The organism is Streptomyces sp. DH-12, assembly GCF_002899455.1.
In the GTDB taxonomy this organism is placed as follows: Bacteria; Actinomycetota; Actinomycetes; order Streptomycetales; family Streptomycetaceae; genus Streptomyces.
This window is the reverse complement of sequence record NZ_PPFB01000001.1, coordinates 7,230,556-7,248,502: the sequence shown is the minus strand read 5'-3', so window position 1 is coordinate 7,248,502 and position 17,947 is coordinate 7,230,556. Positions and strand designations below refer to the sequence as shown.

Annotated in this window: 14 protein-coding genes and 5 pseudogenes; 7 read left to right on the top strand and 12 right to left on the bottom strand. The window is 69.4% G+C overall.

What is annotated here, in order from left to right:
* Nucleotides 1-202: 202 nt before the first annotated feature.
* The 4 genes and pseudogenes from C1708_RS32125 to C1708_RS32110 all read left to right on the top strand — a co-directional run bounded on the left by C1708_RS32125 (nucleotide 203) and on the right by C1708_RS32110 (nucleotide 4,168).
* A pseudogene (locus C1708_RS32125) lies at nucleotides 203-1,298 on the top strand (IS630 family transposase).
* Between the two features lie 163 nt (nucleotides 1,299-1,461).
* Nucleotides 1,462-2,207, top strand: a pseudogene (locus C1708_RS32120) (transposase family protein).
* A gap of 113 nt (nucleotides 2,208-2,320) precedes the next feature.
* A protein-coding gene (locus tag C1708_RS32115) for an IS5 family transposase (RefSeq protein WP_502696104.1) occupies nucleotides 2,321-3,138 on the top strand; the annotation gives its coding sequence in 2 pieces (ribosomal slippage) (nucleotides 2,321-2,668 and nucleotides 2,671-3,138; 816 coding nt in all).
* Nucleotides 3,139-3,352: 214 nt separating this feature from the next.
* Nucleotides 3,353-4,168, top strand: coding sequence for a transposase family protein (locus C1708_RS32110; RefSeq protein WP_106415961.1), 816 nt, complete (start codon nucleotides 3,353-3,355; stop codon nucleotides 4,166-4,168).
* A gap of 297 nt (nucleotides 4,169-4,465) precedes the next feature.
* On the opposite strand, the pseudogene C1708_RS32105 reads toward C1708_RS32110, so the two are convergent.
* Nucleotides 4,466-4,903 (bottom strand): annotated as a pseudogene (locus tag C1708_RS32105) (transposase); the annotation flags it as partial.
* Between the two features lie 250 nt (nucleotides 4,904-5,153).
* Nucleotides 5,154-5,783, bottom strand: coding sequence for a helix-turn-helix domain-containing protein (locus tag C1708_RS32100; RefSeq protein WP_106415960.1), 630 nt, complete (start codon nucleotides 5,781-5,783; stop codon nucleotides 5,154-5,156).
* A 143-nt stretch (nucleotides 5,784-5,926) separates the two neighbouring features.
* On the opposite strand from C1708_RS32100, the gene C1708_RS32095 reads away from it, so the two are divergent.
* Nucleotides 5,927-6,913: an alpha/beta fold hydrolase gene (locus tag C1708_RS32095; RefSeq protein WP_106415959.1), complete on the top strand. Its 987-nt coding sequence runs from the start codon at nucleotides 5,927-5,929 to the stop codon at nucleotides 6,911-6,913.
* Nucleotides 6,914-7,511: 598 nt separating this feature from the next.
* Here the strand turns inward: C1708_RS32095 and C1708_RS32085 are convergent.
* The 9 genes and pseudogenes from C1708_RS32085 to C1708_RS36220 all read right to left on the bottom strand — a co-directional run.
* On the bottom strand, nucleotides 7,512-8,381 hold the full coding sequence (locus C1708_RS32085; protein WP_106415958.1) for an IS5 family transposase: 870 nt from the start codon (nucleotides 8,379-8,381) through the stop codon (nucleotides 7,512-7,514).
* 229 nt (nucleotides 8,382-8,610) lie between these two features.
* Nucleotides 8,611-8,874 carry a hypothetical protein gene (locus tag C1708_RS32080; RefSeq protein WP_106415957.1) on the bottom strand — a complete coding sequence of 88 codons (264 nt, stop codon included), beginning with the start codon at nucleotides 8,872-8,874 and terminating at the stop codon, nucleotides 8,611-8,613.
* Nucleotides 8,875-9,412: 538 nt separating this feature from the next.
* On the bottom strand, nucleotides 9,413-9,985 hold the full coding sequence (locus C1708_RS32075; RefSeq protein ID WP_106415956.1) for a hypothetical protein: 573 nt from the start codon (nucleotides 9,983-9,985) through the stop codon (nucleotides 9,413-9,415).
* A complete protein-coding gene (locus C1708_RS32070) occupies nucleotides 9,982-11,379 on the bottom strand; it encodes a hypothetical protein (protein ID WP_106415955.1) in 1,398 nt (465 codons plus the stop codon). The genes C1708_RS32075 and C1708_RS32070 overlap by 4 nt, the downstream gene beginning before the upstream one ends.
* Entirely contained in the window at nucleotides 11,376-12,182 is an 807-nt protein-coding gene (locus C1708_RS32065) for an ABC transporter ATP-binding protein (protein ID WP_106415954.1), read from the bottom strand. Before C1708_RS32065 ends, C1708_RS32070 begins: the two co-directional genes overlap by 4 nt.
* Before the next feature lie 35 nt (nucleotides 12,183-12,217).
* Nucleotides 12,218-13,048, bottom strand: coding sequence for a hypothetical protein (locus C1708_RS32060; RefSeq protein WP_106415953.1), 831 nt, complete (start codon nucleotides 13,046-13,048; stop codon nucleotides 12,218-12,220).
* The gene (locus C1708_RS32055; protein ID WP_241911378.1) at nucleotides 13,045-13,593 is read right to left on the bottom strand and encodes an RNA polymerase sigma factor; all 549 of its coding nucleotides are present in this window, start codon (nucleotides 13,591-13,593) and stop codon (nucleotides 13,045-13,047) included. Before C1708_RS32055 ends, C1708_RS32060 begins: the two co-directional genes overlap by 4 nt.
* Before the next feature lie 293 nt (nucleotides 13,594-13,886).
* Nucleotides 13,887-14,210: pseudogene (gene tpg / locus C1708_RS32050) on the bottom strand (telomere-protecting terminal protein Tpg); the annotation flags it as partial.
* A 664-nt stretch (nucleotides 14,211-14,874) separates the two neighbouring features.
* Nucleotides 14,875-14,992 (bottom strand): annotated as a pseudogene (locus C1708_RS36220) (integrase core domain-containing protein); the annotation flags it as partial.
* Nucleotides 14,993-15,132: 140 nt separating this feature from the next.
* Between C1708_RS36220 and C1708_RS32030 the strand changes: the two are divergent.
* The gene (locus C1708_RS32030; protein ID WP_198602667.1) at nucleotides 15,133-15,720 is read left to right on the top strand and encodes a TetR/AcrR family transcriptional regulator; all 588 of its coding nucleotides are present in this window, start codon (nucleotides 15,133-15,135) and stop codon (nucleotides 15,718-15,720) included.
* Here C1708_RS32030 and C1708_RS32025 read toward each other — a convergent pair.
* Nucleotides 15,674-17,161 carry a serine/threonine-protein kinase gene (locus C1708_RS32025; RefSeq protein WP_106415950.1) on the bottom strand — a complete coding sequence of 496 codons (1,488 nt, stop codon included), beginning with the start codon at nucleotides 17,159-17,161 and terminating at the stop codon, nucleotides 15,674-15,676. The genes C1708_RS32030 and C1708_RS32025 overlap by 47 nt on opposite strands.
* 100 nt (nucleotides 17,162-17,261) lie before the next feature.
* On the opposite strand from C1708_RS32025, the gene C1708_RS32020 reads away from it, so the two are divergent.
* Nucleotides 17,262-17,882: a hypothetical protein gene (locus C1708_RS32020; RefSeq protein ID WP_106415949.1), complete on the top strand. Its 621-nt coding sequence runs from the start codon at nucleotides 17,262-17,264 to the stop codon at nucleotides 17,880-17,882.
* Nucleotides 17,883-17,947: the final 65 nt, after the last annotated feature.

Here is a 17,947-nt window from a genome sequence, read left to right as displayed (position 1 = left end):
GGGGCCGACGGCCCTGGCTGCGAGGAGCTGCTCGAGCATCGCGCCGACTGGTGTGCGACGACGTCGTACGCCCGGCTCCGCACGGTGGCGGTGGTGGAGCGCAGCTTCAAAGGCGAGAGCCCTATGCCGCACAAGGTCGGCATACGCACCGCCCGCTGGTCTTCTGAGTCGGGAATTCCGTTCAGATGTGCAGGGTTGCGGGGTGGCGCGTACTGGGCGGCCGAAGGCCGAGTTGGTCCTGTCGGATGCGGAACGGACTGCGCTGGAGGGATGGGTGCGGCGCCGTTCCACGCCGCAGGCGTGGGCTTTGCGGTGCCGGATCATTCTGGCCTGTGCGAGTGGCGCGTCGAACAAGGACGTGGCCGCCCGGCTCGGTTCGACACCGCATGCGGTGGGCCGCTGGCGGAAGCGGTTCGTCGAGCACCGGATCGCCGGGCTGGGTGACATGCCGCGTCCGGGCGGGCCGAGGACGGTCACCGACGAGCAGGTCGCCGCCGTGGTCACCAAGACGCTGGAGTCGACGCCGAGGAACGCCACGCACTGGTCGACGCGGGCGACGGCGAAGGAGACGGGCCTGTCGCAGTCGACCGTGTCGCGGATCCGGCGGGCCTTCGGCCTGCAGCCGCACCACACCGCACCGAGACGTCTCGGCTGTCGACGGATCCGTACTTCGTCGACAAGGTCCATGATGTGGCCGGCCTGTATCTGGATCCGCCCGAACGGGCACTGGTGTTCTGCATGGACGAGAAGAGCCAGATCCAGGCGCTGGACCGCTCCCAGCCGGTGCTGCCGCTGATGCCCGGGGCCCCCAGCGCCTCACCCACGACTACGTGCGCACCGGCACCACCACCCTGTTCACCGCCCTGGAGGCCGCCACCGGCAAAGTGATCGGCTCACTGCACCACCGGCACCGGGCCGAGAAGTTCAGAAAGTTCCTGACCAAGCTCCACCAGGAGGTGCCGACGGGCCTGGACGTGCACCTGATGCTGGACAACTACGCCACCCACAAGACCTTGGCCATCAAGACCAGGCTGGTCGCCCACCCCCGCTTCCATCTGCACTTCACGCCCACCGGATCGTCCTGGCTCCACCTGCTCGAGCGATGGTTCGCCGAGCTGACCGACAAGCAGACACGGCACGGCGTCCACAAAAGCGTCCAAGCGCTGGAGAAAGACATCCGCACCTGGATCGCCACGTGGAACACCGACCCCAAGCCCTACATGTGGACCAAGACCGCGGACGAAATCCTCGAGCGCCTGGCCAGCCATCTGAACAAAATTCCTGACTCAGAAGACTAGAATCGTTTCGGCTTACCCACTGAACGCTTCTCATCCTGTGGTTTGCGGGTGATGACGGCTGGTGGTTGGGGGCCGTGACGCGGCAGGGCTCCTGGTCGTTGCGGCTGGTGATCTCACTCGCCAACGTCTCGACACAGGAGCCCTGTTGACCCCGTATCGTGCCATGCTCAACGTCCCGCACGAGGTCGTTGAGCACGTTTCCTGGCTCATCTACGCCCGAAGGTGTGAGCTGAACTCCCGTTGGCGCAGGCTGGGCTGCTTCCGGCAGGCCCTGCTGGTCCTGGTGCACCTGCGCAAGAACGAGGCCCTGGCCCAGGTCGCCGCGGGGTTCGGCGTCTCCACCGCCACCGCCGGCCGGTACGTGTGCGAGACGGTCGACCTTCTCGCCGAGCGCGCCCCGACCCTGCGCGAAGCCCTGCGCGAGCCGCCGCCGGAGGGATTCGTCATCCTCGACGGCACTCTGATTGCCACCGACCGCATCGCGGGGACGAGCCGTACTACTCGATGAAACACCGCCGTCATGGGATGAACGTGCAGGTCGTGGCCGCCCCGGACGGAACACCCCTGTGGTTCTCGCGAGCACTGCCCGGCCGCACCCACGACCTGACCGCAGCCCGCGCGCACGGGGTGATCCAAGCCTGTCTGTCCCGCCAGCTCCTCGTCCTGGCCGACCGCGCTTATCAGGGTGCCGGCGCCACCGTCCGCACCCCTTACTACCGCCACCACGAGCTTCCGGAGCACTCCCAGCGGTACAACCGGGACCACGCCCGGCTGCGAGCACCGGGCGAACGTGCCTTCACCCGCCTCAAGCAATGGCGGATCCTCCGCAAGGCTCGGTGCAGCACCAACCGCATCGGTCGCACGGTCGCCGCCATTCACGCCATCGAGATCGCCTGGCGCTCAGGATGAAAAGCGTTCACTCACGCAGGGGCCAACGACCCAGAACACCTACCTCTTCGGGTTAATATGGTTTAAGAGGGTGTCTCACGTGGTGTGAGGTTGATGCGGCATGATGCTGTGCCATGGGTGTTGGTTTGTCGCAGCGGTTGGTTCCTGACGAACTTTGGTCACTGGTCGCACCGTTGCTGCCTTCGTTCGCTTCCCGTCCGCAAGGCGGAGGCACGGCCCCGGTGGATGAGCGGGCGGTGTTCACGGCCGTGGTGTACGTGCTGACCAGCGGCTGTGCCTGGCGGCACCTGCCGGAGACATTTGGCGTCTCGCCGGCCACCGCCCATCGCCGGTTCTCCGCATGGACCAAGGACGGGCTGTGGCGGCGGCTGCACCAGGCCGTTCTGGACGAACTCGGCGCCCGCGGCGAGGTGGACTGGACCTCGGCCATCGTGGACGCCGCCTCCGTCCGCGCGAAAAAGGAGGATCGCTGACCGGGCGCAATCCGGTCGACCGGGGCAAGAAAGGCAGCAAGCTCCACGTCCTGTCCGACGCCCAGGGCCTCCCTCTCACCCTTGGCGTCTCAGGGGCGAACGTTCATGACAGCCAGGCGCTCCTGCCGCTGGTGCTGGGCATACCCGCCATCCGCTCCCGGCGCGGCCCCCGCAGACGTCGGCCCGGCAGGCTCCGCGCCGACAAGGCGTACCACTCCGCCGACAGGCTGAAGTGGCTGCGCGAGCGGGGCATCGTCTCGCGCATCGCCCGACCCGGCATCGAGTCCAGCGAACGGCTCGGCCGGCACCGCTGGAAGATCGAACGCTCGATCTCCTGGCTCTTCGGCTACCGCCGCCTGACCGTCCGGTACGAGCGCAAAGGCAGCCACTTCCTGGCCTTCCTCGGACTCGCAGCGGCCCTGACCTGCTACAAGAAACTCGCAAAACTCACCACGTGAGACAAGCTCTAAGACGTCAACGATCACTTTCAGACAGTTGATCCTGCATCCAAGTGAATTAACTGAGGTTGAACTCGCGGCATCGCCTTTCTTACTCAAGGGTTGCCAAGCCGGTTCCGTGATGGCGTGCAGTGAACCTTTTTCATCCTGCGCTGGAGGGTGGAATGGGCTGGTCAGCGGGCGTGGTGACGGGGCAGGGCCCCTCGTCGTCGGCGTGGTAATTCCACTCAGCACACCGGCGACCGAAGGGGCCCTGTCGGTTCCGTATCGAGCCACGCTCGACGTCCCGCACGAGCTCGTCGAACATGCTGCCTGGCTGCTGTACGAACACCGCCGGGCCCGCAACACACGCCGGCGCAGACTCGGCTGCTTCCATCAGGCGTTGCTCACGCTGGTCCATCTACGCAAGAACGAGACGTTCTCGCAGCTCGGAACAGGTTTCGGGACATCCCAGGCCACTGCCCGGCGATACGTGGACGAGGCTCTGGACGTTCCGGTCTCCTGGGCGCCCGGCCCCCACGAAGCCCTCACCGGTCTCGGTGAGGGCGACCACGTCATCGTTGACGGCACCATGATCCCCACCGACCGGATCCGCGCGGACGAGCCGTACTACTCGATGAAGCACCGCAAGTACCGCAAGCACGGCATGAACGTGCAGGTCATCGCTCGTCCCGACGGCACACCACTCCGGTTCTCCCGCGCGACGCCGGGCGGAACCCATGACCTGACCGCAGCCCGCACCCACGGCATCGTCCAGGTCTGCCTCACGAGGCAGATCCTCGTCCTCGCGGACCGCGCCTGCCAGGGCGCCGGCGCCACCTTCCACACCTCCTACTACCACCACCGCGAACAGCCGCCCCACTACCAGCAGTTCAACCGCGACCACGCCCGACTGAGAGCCCCCGGCGAACACGCCTTCGCGCAGTTGAAATTCTGGCGGCTGCTCCGACGAGCCAGATGCTCCACACGCCGCACCGGCACCATCGTCCAAGCCGTTCACACACTGCTGACCTGCAGCTATTCAGGATGAAAGAGGTTCACTGCTTTAGGAGAAGAAATTGATCTGGTGCCCCAGATGCGATCAGGGGTGGGTAGTTGCCTGCCGCATTCGAGGAAGACAGGAGCAGCTCCTCGTGTGCGAGGAATGTGACACCGTCTGGGAATCTTGCGAGCCTAAGAACAAACCTCCGTTCGTGATTCTCGAAGAGTATTTCGCTAGATTCGATCTTAGTGCCTTGTGGTCCAACCTGGAGCGCATCTAAGGGCTTTCCCATAATGATTCTCCGCGGCTGTGATGGCGTGATGGTCACCGAGCGGGGTGTTCTATTCAGCCCGTGAGGGTGAGCTTGTGGAGGCGTGCGATCCCGAGCATGGCGTGGTGGACGCCGTGCCCCTTCAGACAGCAGTCGCGCAGGATCTTCCAGCCCTTCATTCGGGCGAAGGTGTGCTCGATGCGAGCCCTGACCTGTTTGTGGGAGCGGTTGTGTTCCTGCTTCCAGGCGGGGAGTTTGGTCTGGCTGTTCCCGCGACGGTGCGGCGTCAGCAGGCCGGTGCCCGGGTACCCGCCGTCCGCCATAGTCGGGGTCCTACCAACGGCGTCCTTGGCGCCGGACTCGGACCATGCCCGGCAGTCGTTGCGGTTGCCGGGCAGCGATCGGCCGACCACGACCACGAGCCGGGTGCCAGCGTCGATGACGACCTGGTGGTTGGTCGAATAGCGGTAGTTCTTCGACTGCTCCGCCACGCTGTGGTCGCGGGTCGGCATCCGGACAACCCGAGTCTCGGAGCGTGACCCATTTACGGGAGCTGAGTCAGAACCCGATCCCGAGAACAAAGCCATCGCCCGGCAGCCCTGGTGACAACACGCCTGCCTTTGTGTCAACTATCGCGCTTCAGCTCACGTACATGAGCCGGAGCACGGTAGTTGTCACCGGCAGAGCCGGATGACGTGGTGAATGGAACCGAACGAGGCAGCGTGGTTGTCACCGACGAGGCACAGGGCTTGTCACGATTGCTCATTCAGCAGCCTTGCTGTCACCCATCCCGCGACCAGCTGCTGGAGGGGTGCGCGGCCGTATACGTTCTCCTTGAGGTCCGAACATGATCAGATACTCGGCCGGTCCGTCGGATCCGGCGTTCGCGACTCCGTGGGGGATGCGGGTGTCGAACTCGACGACGTCCCCGGCAGTCAGGACGAGGTCCTGGGTGCCGAGTGCGAGCCACAGCCGCCCGTACAGGACGCACAACCACTCGTAGCCCTCGTGGGACACCTGTCGGGGACGCCTGGGCGGCTCCCCGACGGCGGGCAGGACATGCTTGTGGGCGTGCAGGCCGCCGACGTACCGGGTCAGCGGCAACACCGCCTTGTCGTCGCCGAAGCTGTGCGGCGCCGTGCTGCGGGGCTTGGCTGCAGGGGCGGGTGCGGTGCCGGCCAGTTCGTCGAGGGAGACTTCGTATTCCTTCGCCAGCTGCAGCACCACCTCCAGGGTGGGCTTGCGCCGGCCGGTCTCGGTCCGCGACAGCGTGCTGGGCGAGATGCCGGTCGCGCGGCTGACATCGGTGAGTGTGACGCCACGGCGCTCGCGTACGGCCCGCAGCCGGGGCCCCATCGCCGCCAGCGTCTGGGCCACGTCGTCCTCTGCCACTGTCGCTGTTCCTTTCCGCCGCGCCGTTTCATCTTCCTGCCTGCAAGTTTGCCAGGATGGCAACGCTGATCGCGTCGAGTGGCCGCCGCGCCGCATGATCGAGGGGTAGCCGCCGACCGTCCGCGACCGAGGAGAAGTCCCTCATGCCATCCGAGCCGACCGCCGTACTTCGCCACCGCACCGTCGAGGCCCCGGCCGGGCGCCTGCACCTGGCCGAGCAGGGCACCGGCCCGCTGGTCCTGCTCGTGCACGGCTTCCCCGAGTCCTGGTACTCCTGGCGCCGCCAGATTCCGGCCCTCGCCGCGGCCGGGTACCGGGCGGTGGCGATCGACGTGCGCGGTTACGGCCGCTCCTCCAAGCCCGCCGTGACCGACGCCTACCGGATGCTCGACCTGGTGGAGGACAACGTCGCCGTCGTGCGTGCCCTCGGTGAGGAGAACGCGGTGGTCGTCGGCCACGACTGGGGCTCCAACATCGCCGCCACCTCCGCCCTGCTCCGCCCCGAGGTCTTCCGGGCCGTCGGCCTGCTGAGCGTCCCGTACGCGCCACCCGGCGGCCCCCGTCCCACCGACATCTTCGGCCAGATCGGCGGCCCCGAGCAGGAGTTCTACGTCTCCTACTTCCAAGAGCCCGGCCGCGCCGAGAGGGAGATCGAGCCTGACGTGCGGGGCTGGCTCGCGGGCTTCTACGCGGCCCTGTCCGCCGACACCATGCCAGCCGAGGGCGAGCCCGACCCGCACTTCGTCGCCCAGGACGGCCAGCTGCGTGACCGTTTCCCCGCCGGCCCGCTCCCCGCCTGGTTGAGCGAGGAGGACCTCGACGTCTACGCCGGAGAGTTCGAGCGCACCGGCCTGACCGGCGCCCTGAACCGCTACCGCAACATGGACCGCGACTGGGAAGACCTCGCCTCCTACCGCGGAGCCCCCATCAAACAACCCGCCTTGTTCGTCGGCGGTGCACTGGACGCCTCCACCACCTGGATGGCCGACGCCATCGACGCCTACCCCACCACCCTCCCCGCCCTGTCCGCCTCCCACCTCCTGGACGGCTGCGGCCACTGGATCCAGCAGGAACGCCCCGACGAGGTCAACAAGCTGCTGACCGACTGGCTCGCCACCATCCAGAACTGAGCCAGGCGGGCTGGCTGGGCAGCCTGGCGGTGCGTTTCGGGCGGGCCGCGCCGAGACAGCCCATGGCCATCTGCTCGGTGATGCCGAGGGGTCGTCAGCTTCCCGGACCGGTAGCCGCTCCACCGTGCGGCGCGAAACGCCCAGGCGCTCGGCCAGGGCCTGCGTCGACCCCTTCGCCCGTGTGAGGAGGGATTTCACCTGTGTCCTTGCGGATTTCGGCGCGGGTCGGGTGAAGACCTTCCGCTCCGCCCGCGCGAGGACCTCCAGAACCTTGCCGCGGCGCGGGGCTGGCTGCTGCTCGTCATCGCTCATGCGGACCAGAACGCCATGGTCGGTCTGTGGACAGAGGCCGGTGCCCGCGGCAGGTTGCGCCGGACGTCGGCGCCCCACCGTCCGTCCGTACGGTGGGAGGCGTGACGACGTCCTCCGCCCCCGAGCCGGTGCCGGTGCCCATCCGGGTGCTGCTGCCCGGGGACCCGGAGGTCGTCGCCCACCTGTGGTCCCGGCGTCAGGTGTCCGACGGCTGGAGGTACGAGGTCGGCCTACCGGCGTACCGCAACGGCCCAAACACGCTTAGAGGTCGCTTCCTCCCGTTGTTTCATCCCGGAATCTGTGATTGGTGTGGCTTTACGGGGTCGCGCCAGGAGATGGCGCTCTCGTTGGTGAGGCGGCGGGCCATGAGGTCGGTCATGGCGAGGTGGATCATGGCTTCGGAGCGGGCCGGGAGGGCTTCGTGGTCGCGGGCCAGGCGGCGGTGGAGCATCAGCCGGCCATAGGTCCGCTCGACCGCCCAGCGTTTCGGGATCGGGGTGAATCCTCTGGTGCCGGGCGTGCGTTGGACGATTTCCATGTCGATGCCGAGGGTGGCTGCGTGTGCGACGAGGTATTGGCGGTAGCCGCCGTCGCCCCAGGTCTTGCGGACGGTGGGATGCTCCGCGGCGATGTGTTCGACGAGGGCCCGGCCGGCGTCGGAGTCCTGCACGCCCGCCGCGGTGACCAGCACCGCCAGCAGCAGACCGAGGGTGTCGGTGACGATACTCCGCTTGCGACCCACGATCTCCTTCCCGGCGTCGAGGCCCTGCCCGGCGGCCGGGACGCCGGTGGAGGTCTTCACGCTCTGCGCGTCGATGACGCACGCCGAGGGCCGGGCGGTGCGGCCCTCCTGCTGCCGCACCAGCTCCCGCAGCAGGCCGTTGAACTGGGCGAACACACCCTCCTTCTGCCACTTGGCGAAGTAGCCGTAGACGGTTTCCCAGGGCGGGAAGTCGTGCGGCGGGCAGCGCCACCGCACCCCGGTACGGTCCACGTACAGGATCGCGTTCATGATTTCGCGCAGCTCGTGCTCGGGCGGCCGCCCGGATGCCAGGGCCCGGCGGCGGCGCTCGGCCCGCCAGGCCGCCAGGACCGGCCCGGCCAGCTCCCAGCCGGCATCGGACAGATCACTCGGATACGCACAACGCTCGCTCATGACCTGGATGTACCGCCGGCAGACAAGTGCGCCCAGGCGCGTGTCCCGCCTCGTGGAAGCGCAACGCAACCAGGCGTCCTGGAATGAAACAGGCACAAGCCGCCTCCGGCCCCGCCCGCCACCTCATCCAGCCCTTGAGCCCCCACTCGGATCGGCAGCCTCATCAACACCACACCAGCCCACCGCAGAAAACCGGCTATAGCAATGCACTACAGACGAAAACGGCCTCTTATGCGTGGGCGAGTTCTTGCAGCAGCGCGTCGAGGAACTCCGGGTCGCCGTCGTCGTGGAGGCCAATCCGTGCGCAGGTCATGCCGGCGGCGTGCAGGCGGTCGCGGGTGGTGGCGTGTCCGGGGTGGAGGCGTTGGAGGTGTTGTGCGTGCGGAGCGGCTTCCTCGGTGCGGTCGAGAAGCGCGGCGAGCTGACGGGTGGTGAGGTGGGTGTGGCCGGTGGCGGCGAGGGCGCGTTGCACGGCCCGCTCGTAGGCGTTCATGGGCACCTACCGTAGCCGGGAGCGGTCCGGCCCGGGTGAGGGCGTAAGCGGCGGGCACGGCGATGTAGCGCTCGGAGAGGGAAGCCCCACCAAAAAAGCGGTGTCTGAAGTTTCGCTTTCAGCTACTTGCCACTTCGTCGCAGCTTCGGGAGTACAGGGCCTGGTACGGGCGGGCGCCTCACTCGTTCGAGTTGGCGGTCCGCTTCGAGGTGAAGACCGACCGGGAGGGGCAGGGCTTTTGAAGACGCGGCGCGGGCCGCGGTCGCGGTGCAGAAGAAGGACACCGAACCTTTCGTGTGCCCGGGCATCGGCGTGGAGGAGGACATGCCGTGCCGCACTCCGCACCGGCTTGCCCGGCCACCGCGCGCGTCGTGACCCGTACGCGACGGTGTTCGTTGGGCACGGCGTCGCGCGCATGAACATCCGAACCCCCGCGGATACGCGAACGAGCCCCGGACCTGCTGCGGTCCGGGGCTGTGACTGAGCGCTTCAGCCGGCGAGTTCCGCCGGCTGAAGCGCTCAGCGCGGAGCGTGTCCGTCACCGTCTCGGTCCTGCTGCGGCGTACAGCACGGTGCCGGCCGCCAGCAGGGCCCACGCGGTCGCGGCGGAGGCCGTCGTGGCGGGGGAAATGATCATCCAGTTGCTCACCTCTCCCGCGATGCCGGGCGGAGCCGGGACGAGGAGGGTGAACGCGAGCCAGCCGATCGGCAGGGTCCATGCGAACTGGGCCCCGCAGAGCACCGCCCCGAGCGCGGCCAGGCCGACCAAGCCGGCGCTGTCGCGGACGACGAGCGCGGCCGGGGCGAGCTTGGCCCCAGCTGCCTGGACCGCCAGCAGGGCCGCCCCGGCGACCGCGCCGGCCAGCAGCACGTGTGCCGCCCGCCGGGGAATCCACCGGATCGCGGCCGTCCGATCCAGCGCGGCGTCCTGCCCACCGAGCCCGACGGAAGCGGCCGCCACGTTCGCGGTGAGGATCAGGACCGCGGTCCCCAGGCTCATCGGGCCCGCGCCGTCCTGGTTGAAGGCCCACGCCGCCAGCGCGACGAGCGCGACCGCTGCAGCCGAGGTGGGCACCTGTCGTGAACGGGCGTACAGGATCAGCCACCTCATTGCGACCCCTCCCCCGCCAACACCGAAAGCTCGTCGTGGACCGTGCAGGAGAGAGCGGCGGCGTGCACCTCGGCGATCCGCGAGCGCTGCTCGGCCGGTGACAGCGCCATCAGCCGTTGCCAGGCGTCGTCGGCGTCCGCCCATTCACGCTGCGAGTACGCGTAGGGGTCCGGCTCCTGCAGCGGTTTGAGCTGGTGATCGCCCAGTGCCCAGCTCGCGGCGATGCTCTGTACGGGAATGTCGACCTGCCCCCCGCCCTCCCAAGGGGTGCGCGGTGCGCAGTTCGGTGCCAGGCCCTGGGCGACCAGGAGACGGGTCAGTTCCGTCCCTGTGGCACGGGCGATCAGCGGGTCGTCGAAGTCGACCCGCACCGCGTCGCCGGAGAGTCGGCGTTCGTCGCCGAGCGCGCGCAGCCCGGTGTCCTCCCGCACCGAGTTCGGCGCCTTGTCGCCCAGGGCGTCGTGCAGCACGCGCAGCGCGTCCTTGCCGCGCGGTGCGAGTTCAGGCAGGCGTGAGCGGTTCGCCTGCGTCACGCACACCGGTCCGTCGCAGACCAGGGTGGCGGCGGCCTCGTCGATGACGTAGGTGTCGCGCGGAGTGGCCGGGAGGATCAGCAGGGCCAGGGCTGCGCCGGCCAGGACGGGGGCCACCGCGAGCACTCGGGCCCGGAGGGTCGCGGCCGACAGCAGTGCGAAACCGGTGGCGAGCAGGCCCAGCAGCCAGAGTGTCTGGCCGAGGTGGACGGAGCCGGACAGGGTCAGCAGCATCTCCCGCGGCTCAGCAGTCGCCGGGAACAGCAGGGCGAGCCGGTTCGGCGCGGCGCTCGACGGCAGTGCCCCCTCGTTGTTCTGCTGCAGGGAGAGGGCCGTCAGCAAGAGGAACACCGTCAGGGCCGGCGGGGTGAGCGCAGAGGGCACGGCCCGCGCGACACCCATGCCGAACACGGCCCCCGCGACGAGGGACAGCGCCGCCACCAGCGAGATCGGTAGCCAGCCGAGACTCGTGTAGGCGGTGGCACCGAGGGCCACCTGGACTCCGCCTACGAGGACCAGGAGGCCGAAGCCGGACGTCAGCACGAGTGCCGTTGCGCCGGCCGGCAGTGCCGCACGGCGCCAGGCCGGCAACGGCGTGGTCGTCAGCAGTTCGGCCATCTGCGAGCGGGAGTCGCGTAGCCCGTACACCGCGCCCAGGCCCACCACGAGCGGCCACCAGAAGGTCAGCAGGTACCGGGTCCACAGGGCCATGGAGGTCCACTGAGCCGTCCATCCCGCGTCGCCCTGCCACCAGAGCCCGTCGATCAGCAGGAGGACCGCCAGGCTGCCCGCCAGGACGACGATGCCGGGCCACGGGGCGATGGAGCGCTTCAGCTCGGTACGCAGGACTCGCGCGTTCACCAGGTGCCTGCCGGCTGCTCGAAGTCCTGGAGCAGTGCTGAGTAGCCGCGCTCCAGGGGGCTGCCGCCCGGGTGTTCGGGGCCGCCCGCCGCGGCCAGGTCGTCCGGCGTGCCCTGGAAGACGAGGCGGCCGTCGGCGAAGAGCACCACGTCGGAGCAGGCGGCCGCGACGTCCTCGACCAGATGGGTGGAGACGACCACACACGTGTCGCGGCCCAGTTCCTGCAACAGCTCGCGGAAGCGCAACCGCTGCGCCGGGTCCAGGCCGACTGTCGGCTCGTCCAGCAGCAGCACCGCGGGATCGTTGACGATGGCCTGAGCGATGCCGGCCCGCCTCACCATGCCGCCGGACAGGGTCTTCATCCGCTGGTCGGCGCGGTCCGCCAGGCCCACCCGTTCCACGGCCCGCTGGACGGCTGCGGGGACGGCCGCCTTCGGGACCTCCTTCAACCAGGCCATGTACTCAACGAACTCACGCACCGTGAAGCGCTTGTAGTAGCCGAAAGCCTGCGGCAGGTAGCCGATCCGGCGGCGCAGGGCCCGGTGGTCAGCCATCGGGCCCACGCGGGTGCCGAGCATCTCCAGTTCGCCGTCAGTGGGGCGCAGCACGGTGGCCAGGGTCCGGATCAGGGTGGTCTTTCCTGCTCCGTTGGGTCCCAGGAGGCCGTGGGTGCCGATGCCCAGGCAGAGGTCGAGTCCGTCAACGGCCATCTTCTTGCGTCCGACGCGTACCCTCAGGCCGCTGGCCCGGATCTCCCAGGCATAGGTTTTCGGCGCGGTGTCGGCCGCGTTCGTGGTGGGCATCGTGCGGGGGTCCCTTTCGAAGGTCGACGGTGGTTTCACAGCGTTGAGTACGCGTTTCTGCGGGTGATCACGGCTCCGATGCCGAGCACGAGGAGCAGCCCCCATACGGGCAGTTGGTCGGGCTGGAAAACACCTCGCAGGGCAAGGGGGACGTGGCCGGTGATCCACGTGGGTGCGACGACGACGACGCCCCACGCGACCGCCAGCCCGGTGGCGGCGCGAGTCACGCCGACCACGCTGCCCAGCGCCAGGGCGGTGGAGGTGAAGGCCAGGGAGGGCAGCAGCCACTGCGCGGCCGTCATGGTTCCGGTCAGCCAGCCCCCCACCAGGAGCCCGGGCAGGACCACCACGAGAACCGCCGTGGTGCGCCTGAGGAGCAGGGGCAGGCCGGCTCGGGCGGTCGAGGCCGTCATTTCGTGCGCCGGGTCCAGGCCGCGCGACCACGATGCGGCGACACCGCACAGCGGCAGCACGGGTGCGATCGCCGACACGGGAGAGATCTCGCCGAAGAACGCAGGCGGGGCGAGCGAGTCCAGCAGCAGCGCCATCAGGGCAACGGCGCCGGTCATGGCCAGCCACGGGGCCATGGCCGGCGTCAGCCAGGCCGACAGCCACCTCGGGCGGCGTCGCCGCGAGGGTGTTCCGACGGCTGCGTCCAACTGCGGTTCCAGACCGGCCCGGACGGTCTCGAGGAGCGTGGCGATGCCGGGCACCTCGGCGGCCACGGAGGCCGCCAGACGACTCCGGCACATCGCGCACGTCTCCAGATGGGCCTCCACCGCCCATACCGCGTCCACGGCCATCTCCGCCGTATCACCACGTGCGTAGTCGTCGAGCAGCCGCATCGACACGTGTTCCCCGCTCATCTCAGCGCCTCCCGCATTGCGATCCGGGCCCGGCGGGCGCGGGTCTTGACCGTGCCTTCGGGCAGTCTGAGCAGGACGGCGGTCTCCCGCACGGAGAACCCGTCCAGCACCATGGCCTGCAGGACCTCTCGAAGTTCCGGCGCCAGTTGTCGAAGGGCGTCACCGACGTCTCCGCCGACGGTCCCGGCCAGTGCCTCGTCCTCCGCCGCGGGCGCCACCGCCCGCTCGGCGGCGGCAACGGGCGGCTCGGCATGGTGGGCACGGCGCCGGAACGCGTCGACGAGGCGGCGCGCCGCGATCGTCCACAACCATCCGACGGCCGTCCCGCCGACCGCACTCCCGGCGAACGCACCGGCCGCGCGCCACACCGCCAGATAGGTCTCCTGCATGACCTCGGCGACGATCTGCTCGTCCGCGCAGCGGCGGCGCAAACGCACAGCCAGCCACGGCGACGTGCGCCGGTACAGTTCGTCGAACGCCCCGCGGTCACCTCTGGCCACCAGCCGGACGAGGCGCTCCTCGTCCAGCTCGTCCAGTGTTCTCACGCGTGATCTCACACCAGCCAGACGCCCGATGATGCGCACAGGTTCTGCTTCTTACGTGATGTGCGTCACAATGTCACGCACGGAGGGTTCCGATCCCCGTGAAAGCCGATCGCCGGTTGCGATCCGGCTCGTGGCGAACTCTGGCGCCTCGCGGCGCTTCATCCTTCTCGGTGCAGCCTTGACCGAGTACGCCGACCGACTCGCAGGCGCAATCGATGCCGAAGGTCCAGCCCGCCGGCTGAAGTACTCACCCGCCAACCGAAGGGCTCAGTCACAGGGGCTCGTGGGCTGCTTCAGGGGCGCGCCTGCCATAGGCCGAACTCGAGGTGCTCGATGTCCGTGAACCGGGCCTCCTCCAGGGAGCCGGCGCGGCGGCCGCCGTCCTGGAAGTACACCTCCCTGAGCGCTTCTGCCGCGATCTCCTGGAGTCGGGCGTCGCCGGCGCCGGCCTCCTGAGCGTCGAAGAGGCGGGCCGCGTACTGCAGGGGCAGGGCGACGGCCAGACGCCGGGTGCGGTCCTGGTCCGTCGACCCGCTCGGCGCGGTGCAGCCGAGGCGGGCGCGGGTGTCGATGACGATGCCGCCGGTGGTGGCATCCTTCCGCCTGGCATGAGAACGGACAAGCGCGCCCATATGCAGGGCGGCGTGACCCTTTTCGAGGGGCGTGACACCGGTGTCACGCTCACGCTCCGCCAGCGTGACAGTGGGTCCGGCGGGTTGCCGAAGGTGAGGTGCTCCCAGGGCGGACACGTGCACGGCCGACAGGCGGAGCAGGCCGCGCAGCTCACGCAGAACGCGCGTGGGACGGCGGGGCAGTCGCAGATGGGGTTGTGGTCGGGGTCGTCCTCGCCGGGGTGGTGGGCCTCGCCGAGCGGCGGCTCGGTCCACGCGGAGACGGTGCCGTCGGCGAGCAGCCCCTCGAAGTGCCGGCCGACGGCGCTGACGGTGTGCCAGAGGGCGACGGCCTCCGGCTCCCCTCGCGTTCGGGTGCGAAAGGGGAAGCGGGCCGCCGTCAGAGCACTTCTGTGACGACCCGCGAATACTGAGCCGAGGCTCAGGAGTTGTCACCGGCGACGCCGGATGAACCGGCGGAGAGGACCGGTCGAGGCACGTTGGTTGTCACCGGTTGGGCATCCCACTTGTCACAACCGCCCGTTCGGCAGACTTTCTGTCCTCAGCACCGAAGATCCTGAGTTCCCGGATGCCCCAGCGACGCCGTGCCCAGGGCTGAGCCCTTCCGCAGCGAGGCGGAAGAGGCGGTCGGCCCGGGTCTCGGGGTCCTGACTGTGTTCTCATGTCGCAGCACGAGCAGCTCGGCGTCATTCGCGGTGTCACGGCGCAGCAGCACCGGCGGGACGGACAACAGCCTCCGGGCCACCCTGTACGGCAGAGCCCACGATCACGCGGACATGATCCCAGGACCGAACTGCATCACTCCCACCTGCGCCGATGACTTTTCGAGCGGCACAGGGGCGTAGTCTCAGCGGCCATGAACAGTCAGTCCGATGAAGCGCGTTCGGCGGGTCGACGCCGCGCCAAAGTGAGCAAGGGTGATCTGCGGGAGCAGGCGCTGCTGGACGCGGCGGAAGAGATGCTCCGGCGGTCGTCGGTCGCCGGGCTGACGATGGAGGCTGTCGCGAAGCAGGCGGGGATCACCCGTTCCGCTGCGTACTTCTACTTCGCCTCCAAGGAGGAGGTGGTGTGCGCCGTCATCGAACGAGCCACCCGGCACATCTACACCGGCCTCGAGGCATCCGGCGACGCGGTGGACACCACCAGCCTGAAGCGGGCCGTCGACGTTCAGGTCGACAACTGGCGCCGCCACGGCCACATCTTCCGCGTCGGTGTCGAACTGTCCGTCCGTGCCGAGTACCGGCAGGTGTGGGTCTCCCTGATGGAGCACGGCATCGACCTGGCCTGCCGGGCGGTCGCCCACGACCGCGCCCGCGGACTGGTCGGGGGTGATCCCGCGCAGGACCGTGCCCGGCTGGAGGCCCTCGCCTGGATGGGTGAACGAACCTGCTACCTCCTCTTCACCCGCGATCACACTGAAGCCGAGGAGGAGGAGTTGCGCGACACTCTCACCACCTTCGCCCACCGCGGGCTCGGCTACCGCGCCACCGACTGACCCGCTCCTGGGACCGCCGCTGTCCCGCCGCCTGACCGGCCCTGCTCAAGTCCCCCTCGGGGAATCCTGCCTCCTCACTCAAGGACGCGTAGTGCAGGCGACCGTCGTCCCGGAGCGTGACGCGAGCCGTCTCCGTGCTCTCTACGCACAGGTTCAGGGGGCTGGAACCGCCGTTCTCGCTCGACCGGGTCTCCAGGACCAGGCGGTCGTCCTCAGCCGTCGTCAGCAGGTAATCACTGGTGCAGCTGACGCCCTGCATCGAGACCGCCGCGTCGGTCGAGACGACGTCACCGACCGTGCCCTGCGTGATCGTGATGCGCAGAGTACCGCCCGGCAGGTCACGTCTGGTCGTGAGCTGCCCCTCCCAGGTGCCCAGGAACGCACCAGGGACGTCACCGCCGTTGCCGCCGTCACCTCCTGCCTGCACCGCGACGAACACCGTCGCCGACGCGGCGAGCGCGGCAGCAGTAGCGGCAGCGAGGAGCAACGGCCCCTTGCGTCGGCGCGGCGGGCCGGCGGGTTCCGTGCGCACGGTGTCGGCGGGGGCGGGCAGGTTGACCAGTTCCCGCATCAGGGCCTGGACGTCCGCCACGACCGGCGAGGGCAGCCAGCCCGCTCCGGCCAGGGACGCGGCCCCGTCAGGCGCCAGCGCGCGGGCTGTCTCCCCGGCCGCGGGGCGTGCCGCCGGATCCTTGGCAAGGCAGGCGGCGGCGACCTCCCGCAACCGTCCCGACAGGCCGCCCAGATCCGGCTCCTCGTGCACCACCTTGTACATCAGGCCGGCCGCCCCGTCCCCGGGGAAGGGGCCATGGCCCGTCGCGGCGAACACCAGCACCGCGCCCAGCGTGAACACGTCTGTCGGTGGGCCGACTTCGCCGCCGACGACCTGTTCGGGAGACATGTAGCCCGGTGAGCCGACGACCACTCCGGTGCGGGTCAGCGCCACCGAGGCGTCCGTGGCCCGGGCGATTCCGAAGTCGATCAGCCGGGGACCGTCCAGTGCGAGCAGCACGTTGGCGGGTTTGACATCGCGGTGCACCAGTCCCCGGCTGTGCACACCGTCGAGGGCCTCGGCCAGACCGGCCACCAGCGTCCGTACCGAGGCTTCCGGCAGCGGCCCGTGCCGCTGTACGGCCCGGTCCAGGGACGGCCCCTGCACAAAGGCGGTGGCCACCCACGGCCGGGAGGACTCGGTGTCGGCGTCCAGCACCGGCGCGGTCCACGCGCCGCCCGCCCTGCGAGCCAGGCTCACCTCACGTCGGAAGCGTTCACGGAACTCCCCGTCCTGTGCGAATTCCGCCCGCACCAGCTTGACCGCGACCCACGGTGCCTCGTTCCGCCTGCGGGCGAGGTAGACGCGGCCCATCCCACCCGAACCCACCCGTGCCAGCAGCCGGTAATCTCCCGCCCACCCCGGGTCGTCCGCCTGCAGTCGCTCCACAGCGCATCCTCTCTTCCCGTCCCCGTGATCAGCCGTCAGCCTAGGTGTAAGCGGACCAGAATTCGACGCACCGTCGATTCTGTTACGGCACACTGGACTCATGGCAGACACGGGAGCGCTCTACGGACTGATCGGCGCAGTCGTCGGGGCGGTGCTGGGCGCGGTGGCCATGGTGAGCGTGCCGGTCCTGGAACGGTGGTGGCGGCGTTCGGACACCGAGGCCGAACGCACTCGGCAGGCCGTCGACACCGAGATCGCACGACTGACGAGCCTGCGAGTCACCGGACGGCACTGGATCGACGTCCTCAAACGCGCCGAACAGGACCTCGCGGCGGGCCGGGTCCCGGCTCTGGACACGTTCGACGCCGAGATCAAGGCGGTCGGCGTCCCGGCGATCGACGCCCACTACCTCCACCCCCTCTTCGCCCAGCACTCACCCGCAACCCAGCAGGCTGCTGCCCACGCCTTCGACCGCCTGGAGGAAGCCACCCAGCTCCTCCGCCGCGACCTGCTCGGCAGCGTCGCCCAGGGCATCTCACGGGAGCGCGCCCTGGAAGCCTCCCTCGCCGTGGCCCGCGCCGAGCACGCCCGCGACCAGCTCAACGAACAGCTCCTCGACCAGATCGCCAGGATCCAGCAGACCCTGCCCGACCCACCCTCGTCCGTCGCCGTCTCCCGACCCGGATCCCCCGAACGCGCCAGGTCGAACCGGGGCCACTGAACCAGAGCCGGGTCAGGGCAACCGAACATGAACCACTGGGCAAGAGCCGTTCTCGATACCGCCGG

Bases quoted from the DNA above. Each gene is read 5' to 3' on its own strand.
- C1708_RS32095 (WP_106415959.1), top strand. From the start codon at position 5,927: ATGCCATCCGAGCCGACCGCCGTACTTCGCCACCGCACCGTCGAGGCC.
- C1708_RS32085 (WP_106415958.1), bottom strand. From the start codon at position 8,381: ATGAGCGAGCGTTGTGCGTATCCGAGTGATCTGTCCGATGCCGGCTGG.
- C1708_RS32080 (WP_106415957.1), bottom strand. From the start codon at position 8,874: ATGAACGCCTACGAGCGGGCCGTGCAACGCGCCCTCGCCGCCACCGGC.
- C1708_RS32075 (WP_106415956.1), bottom strand. From the start codon at position 9,985: ATGAGGTGGCTGATCCTGTACGCCCGTTCACGACAGGTGCCCACCTCG.
- C1708_RS32065 (WP_106415954.1), bottom strand. From the start codon at position 12,182: ATGCCCACCACGAACGCGGCCGACACCGCGCCGAAAACCTATGCCTGG.
- C1708_RS32060 (WP_106415953.1), bottom strand. From the start codon at position 13,048: ATGAGCGGGGAACACGTGTCGATGCGGCTGCTCGACGACTACGCACGT.
- C1708_RS32020 (WP_106415949.1), top strand. From the start codon at position 17,262: ATGGCAGACACGGGAGCGCTCTACGGACTGATCGGCGCAGTCGTCGGG.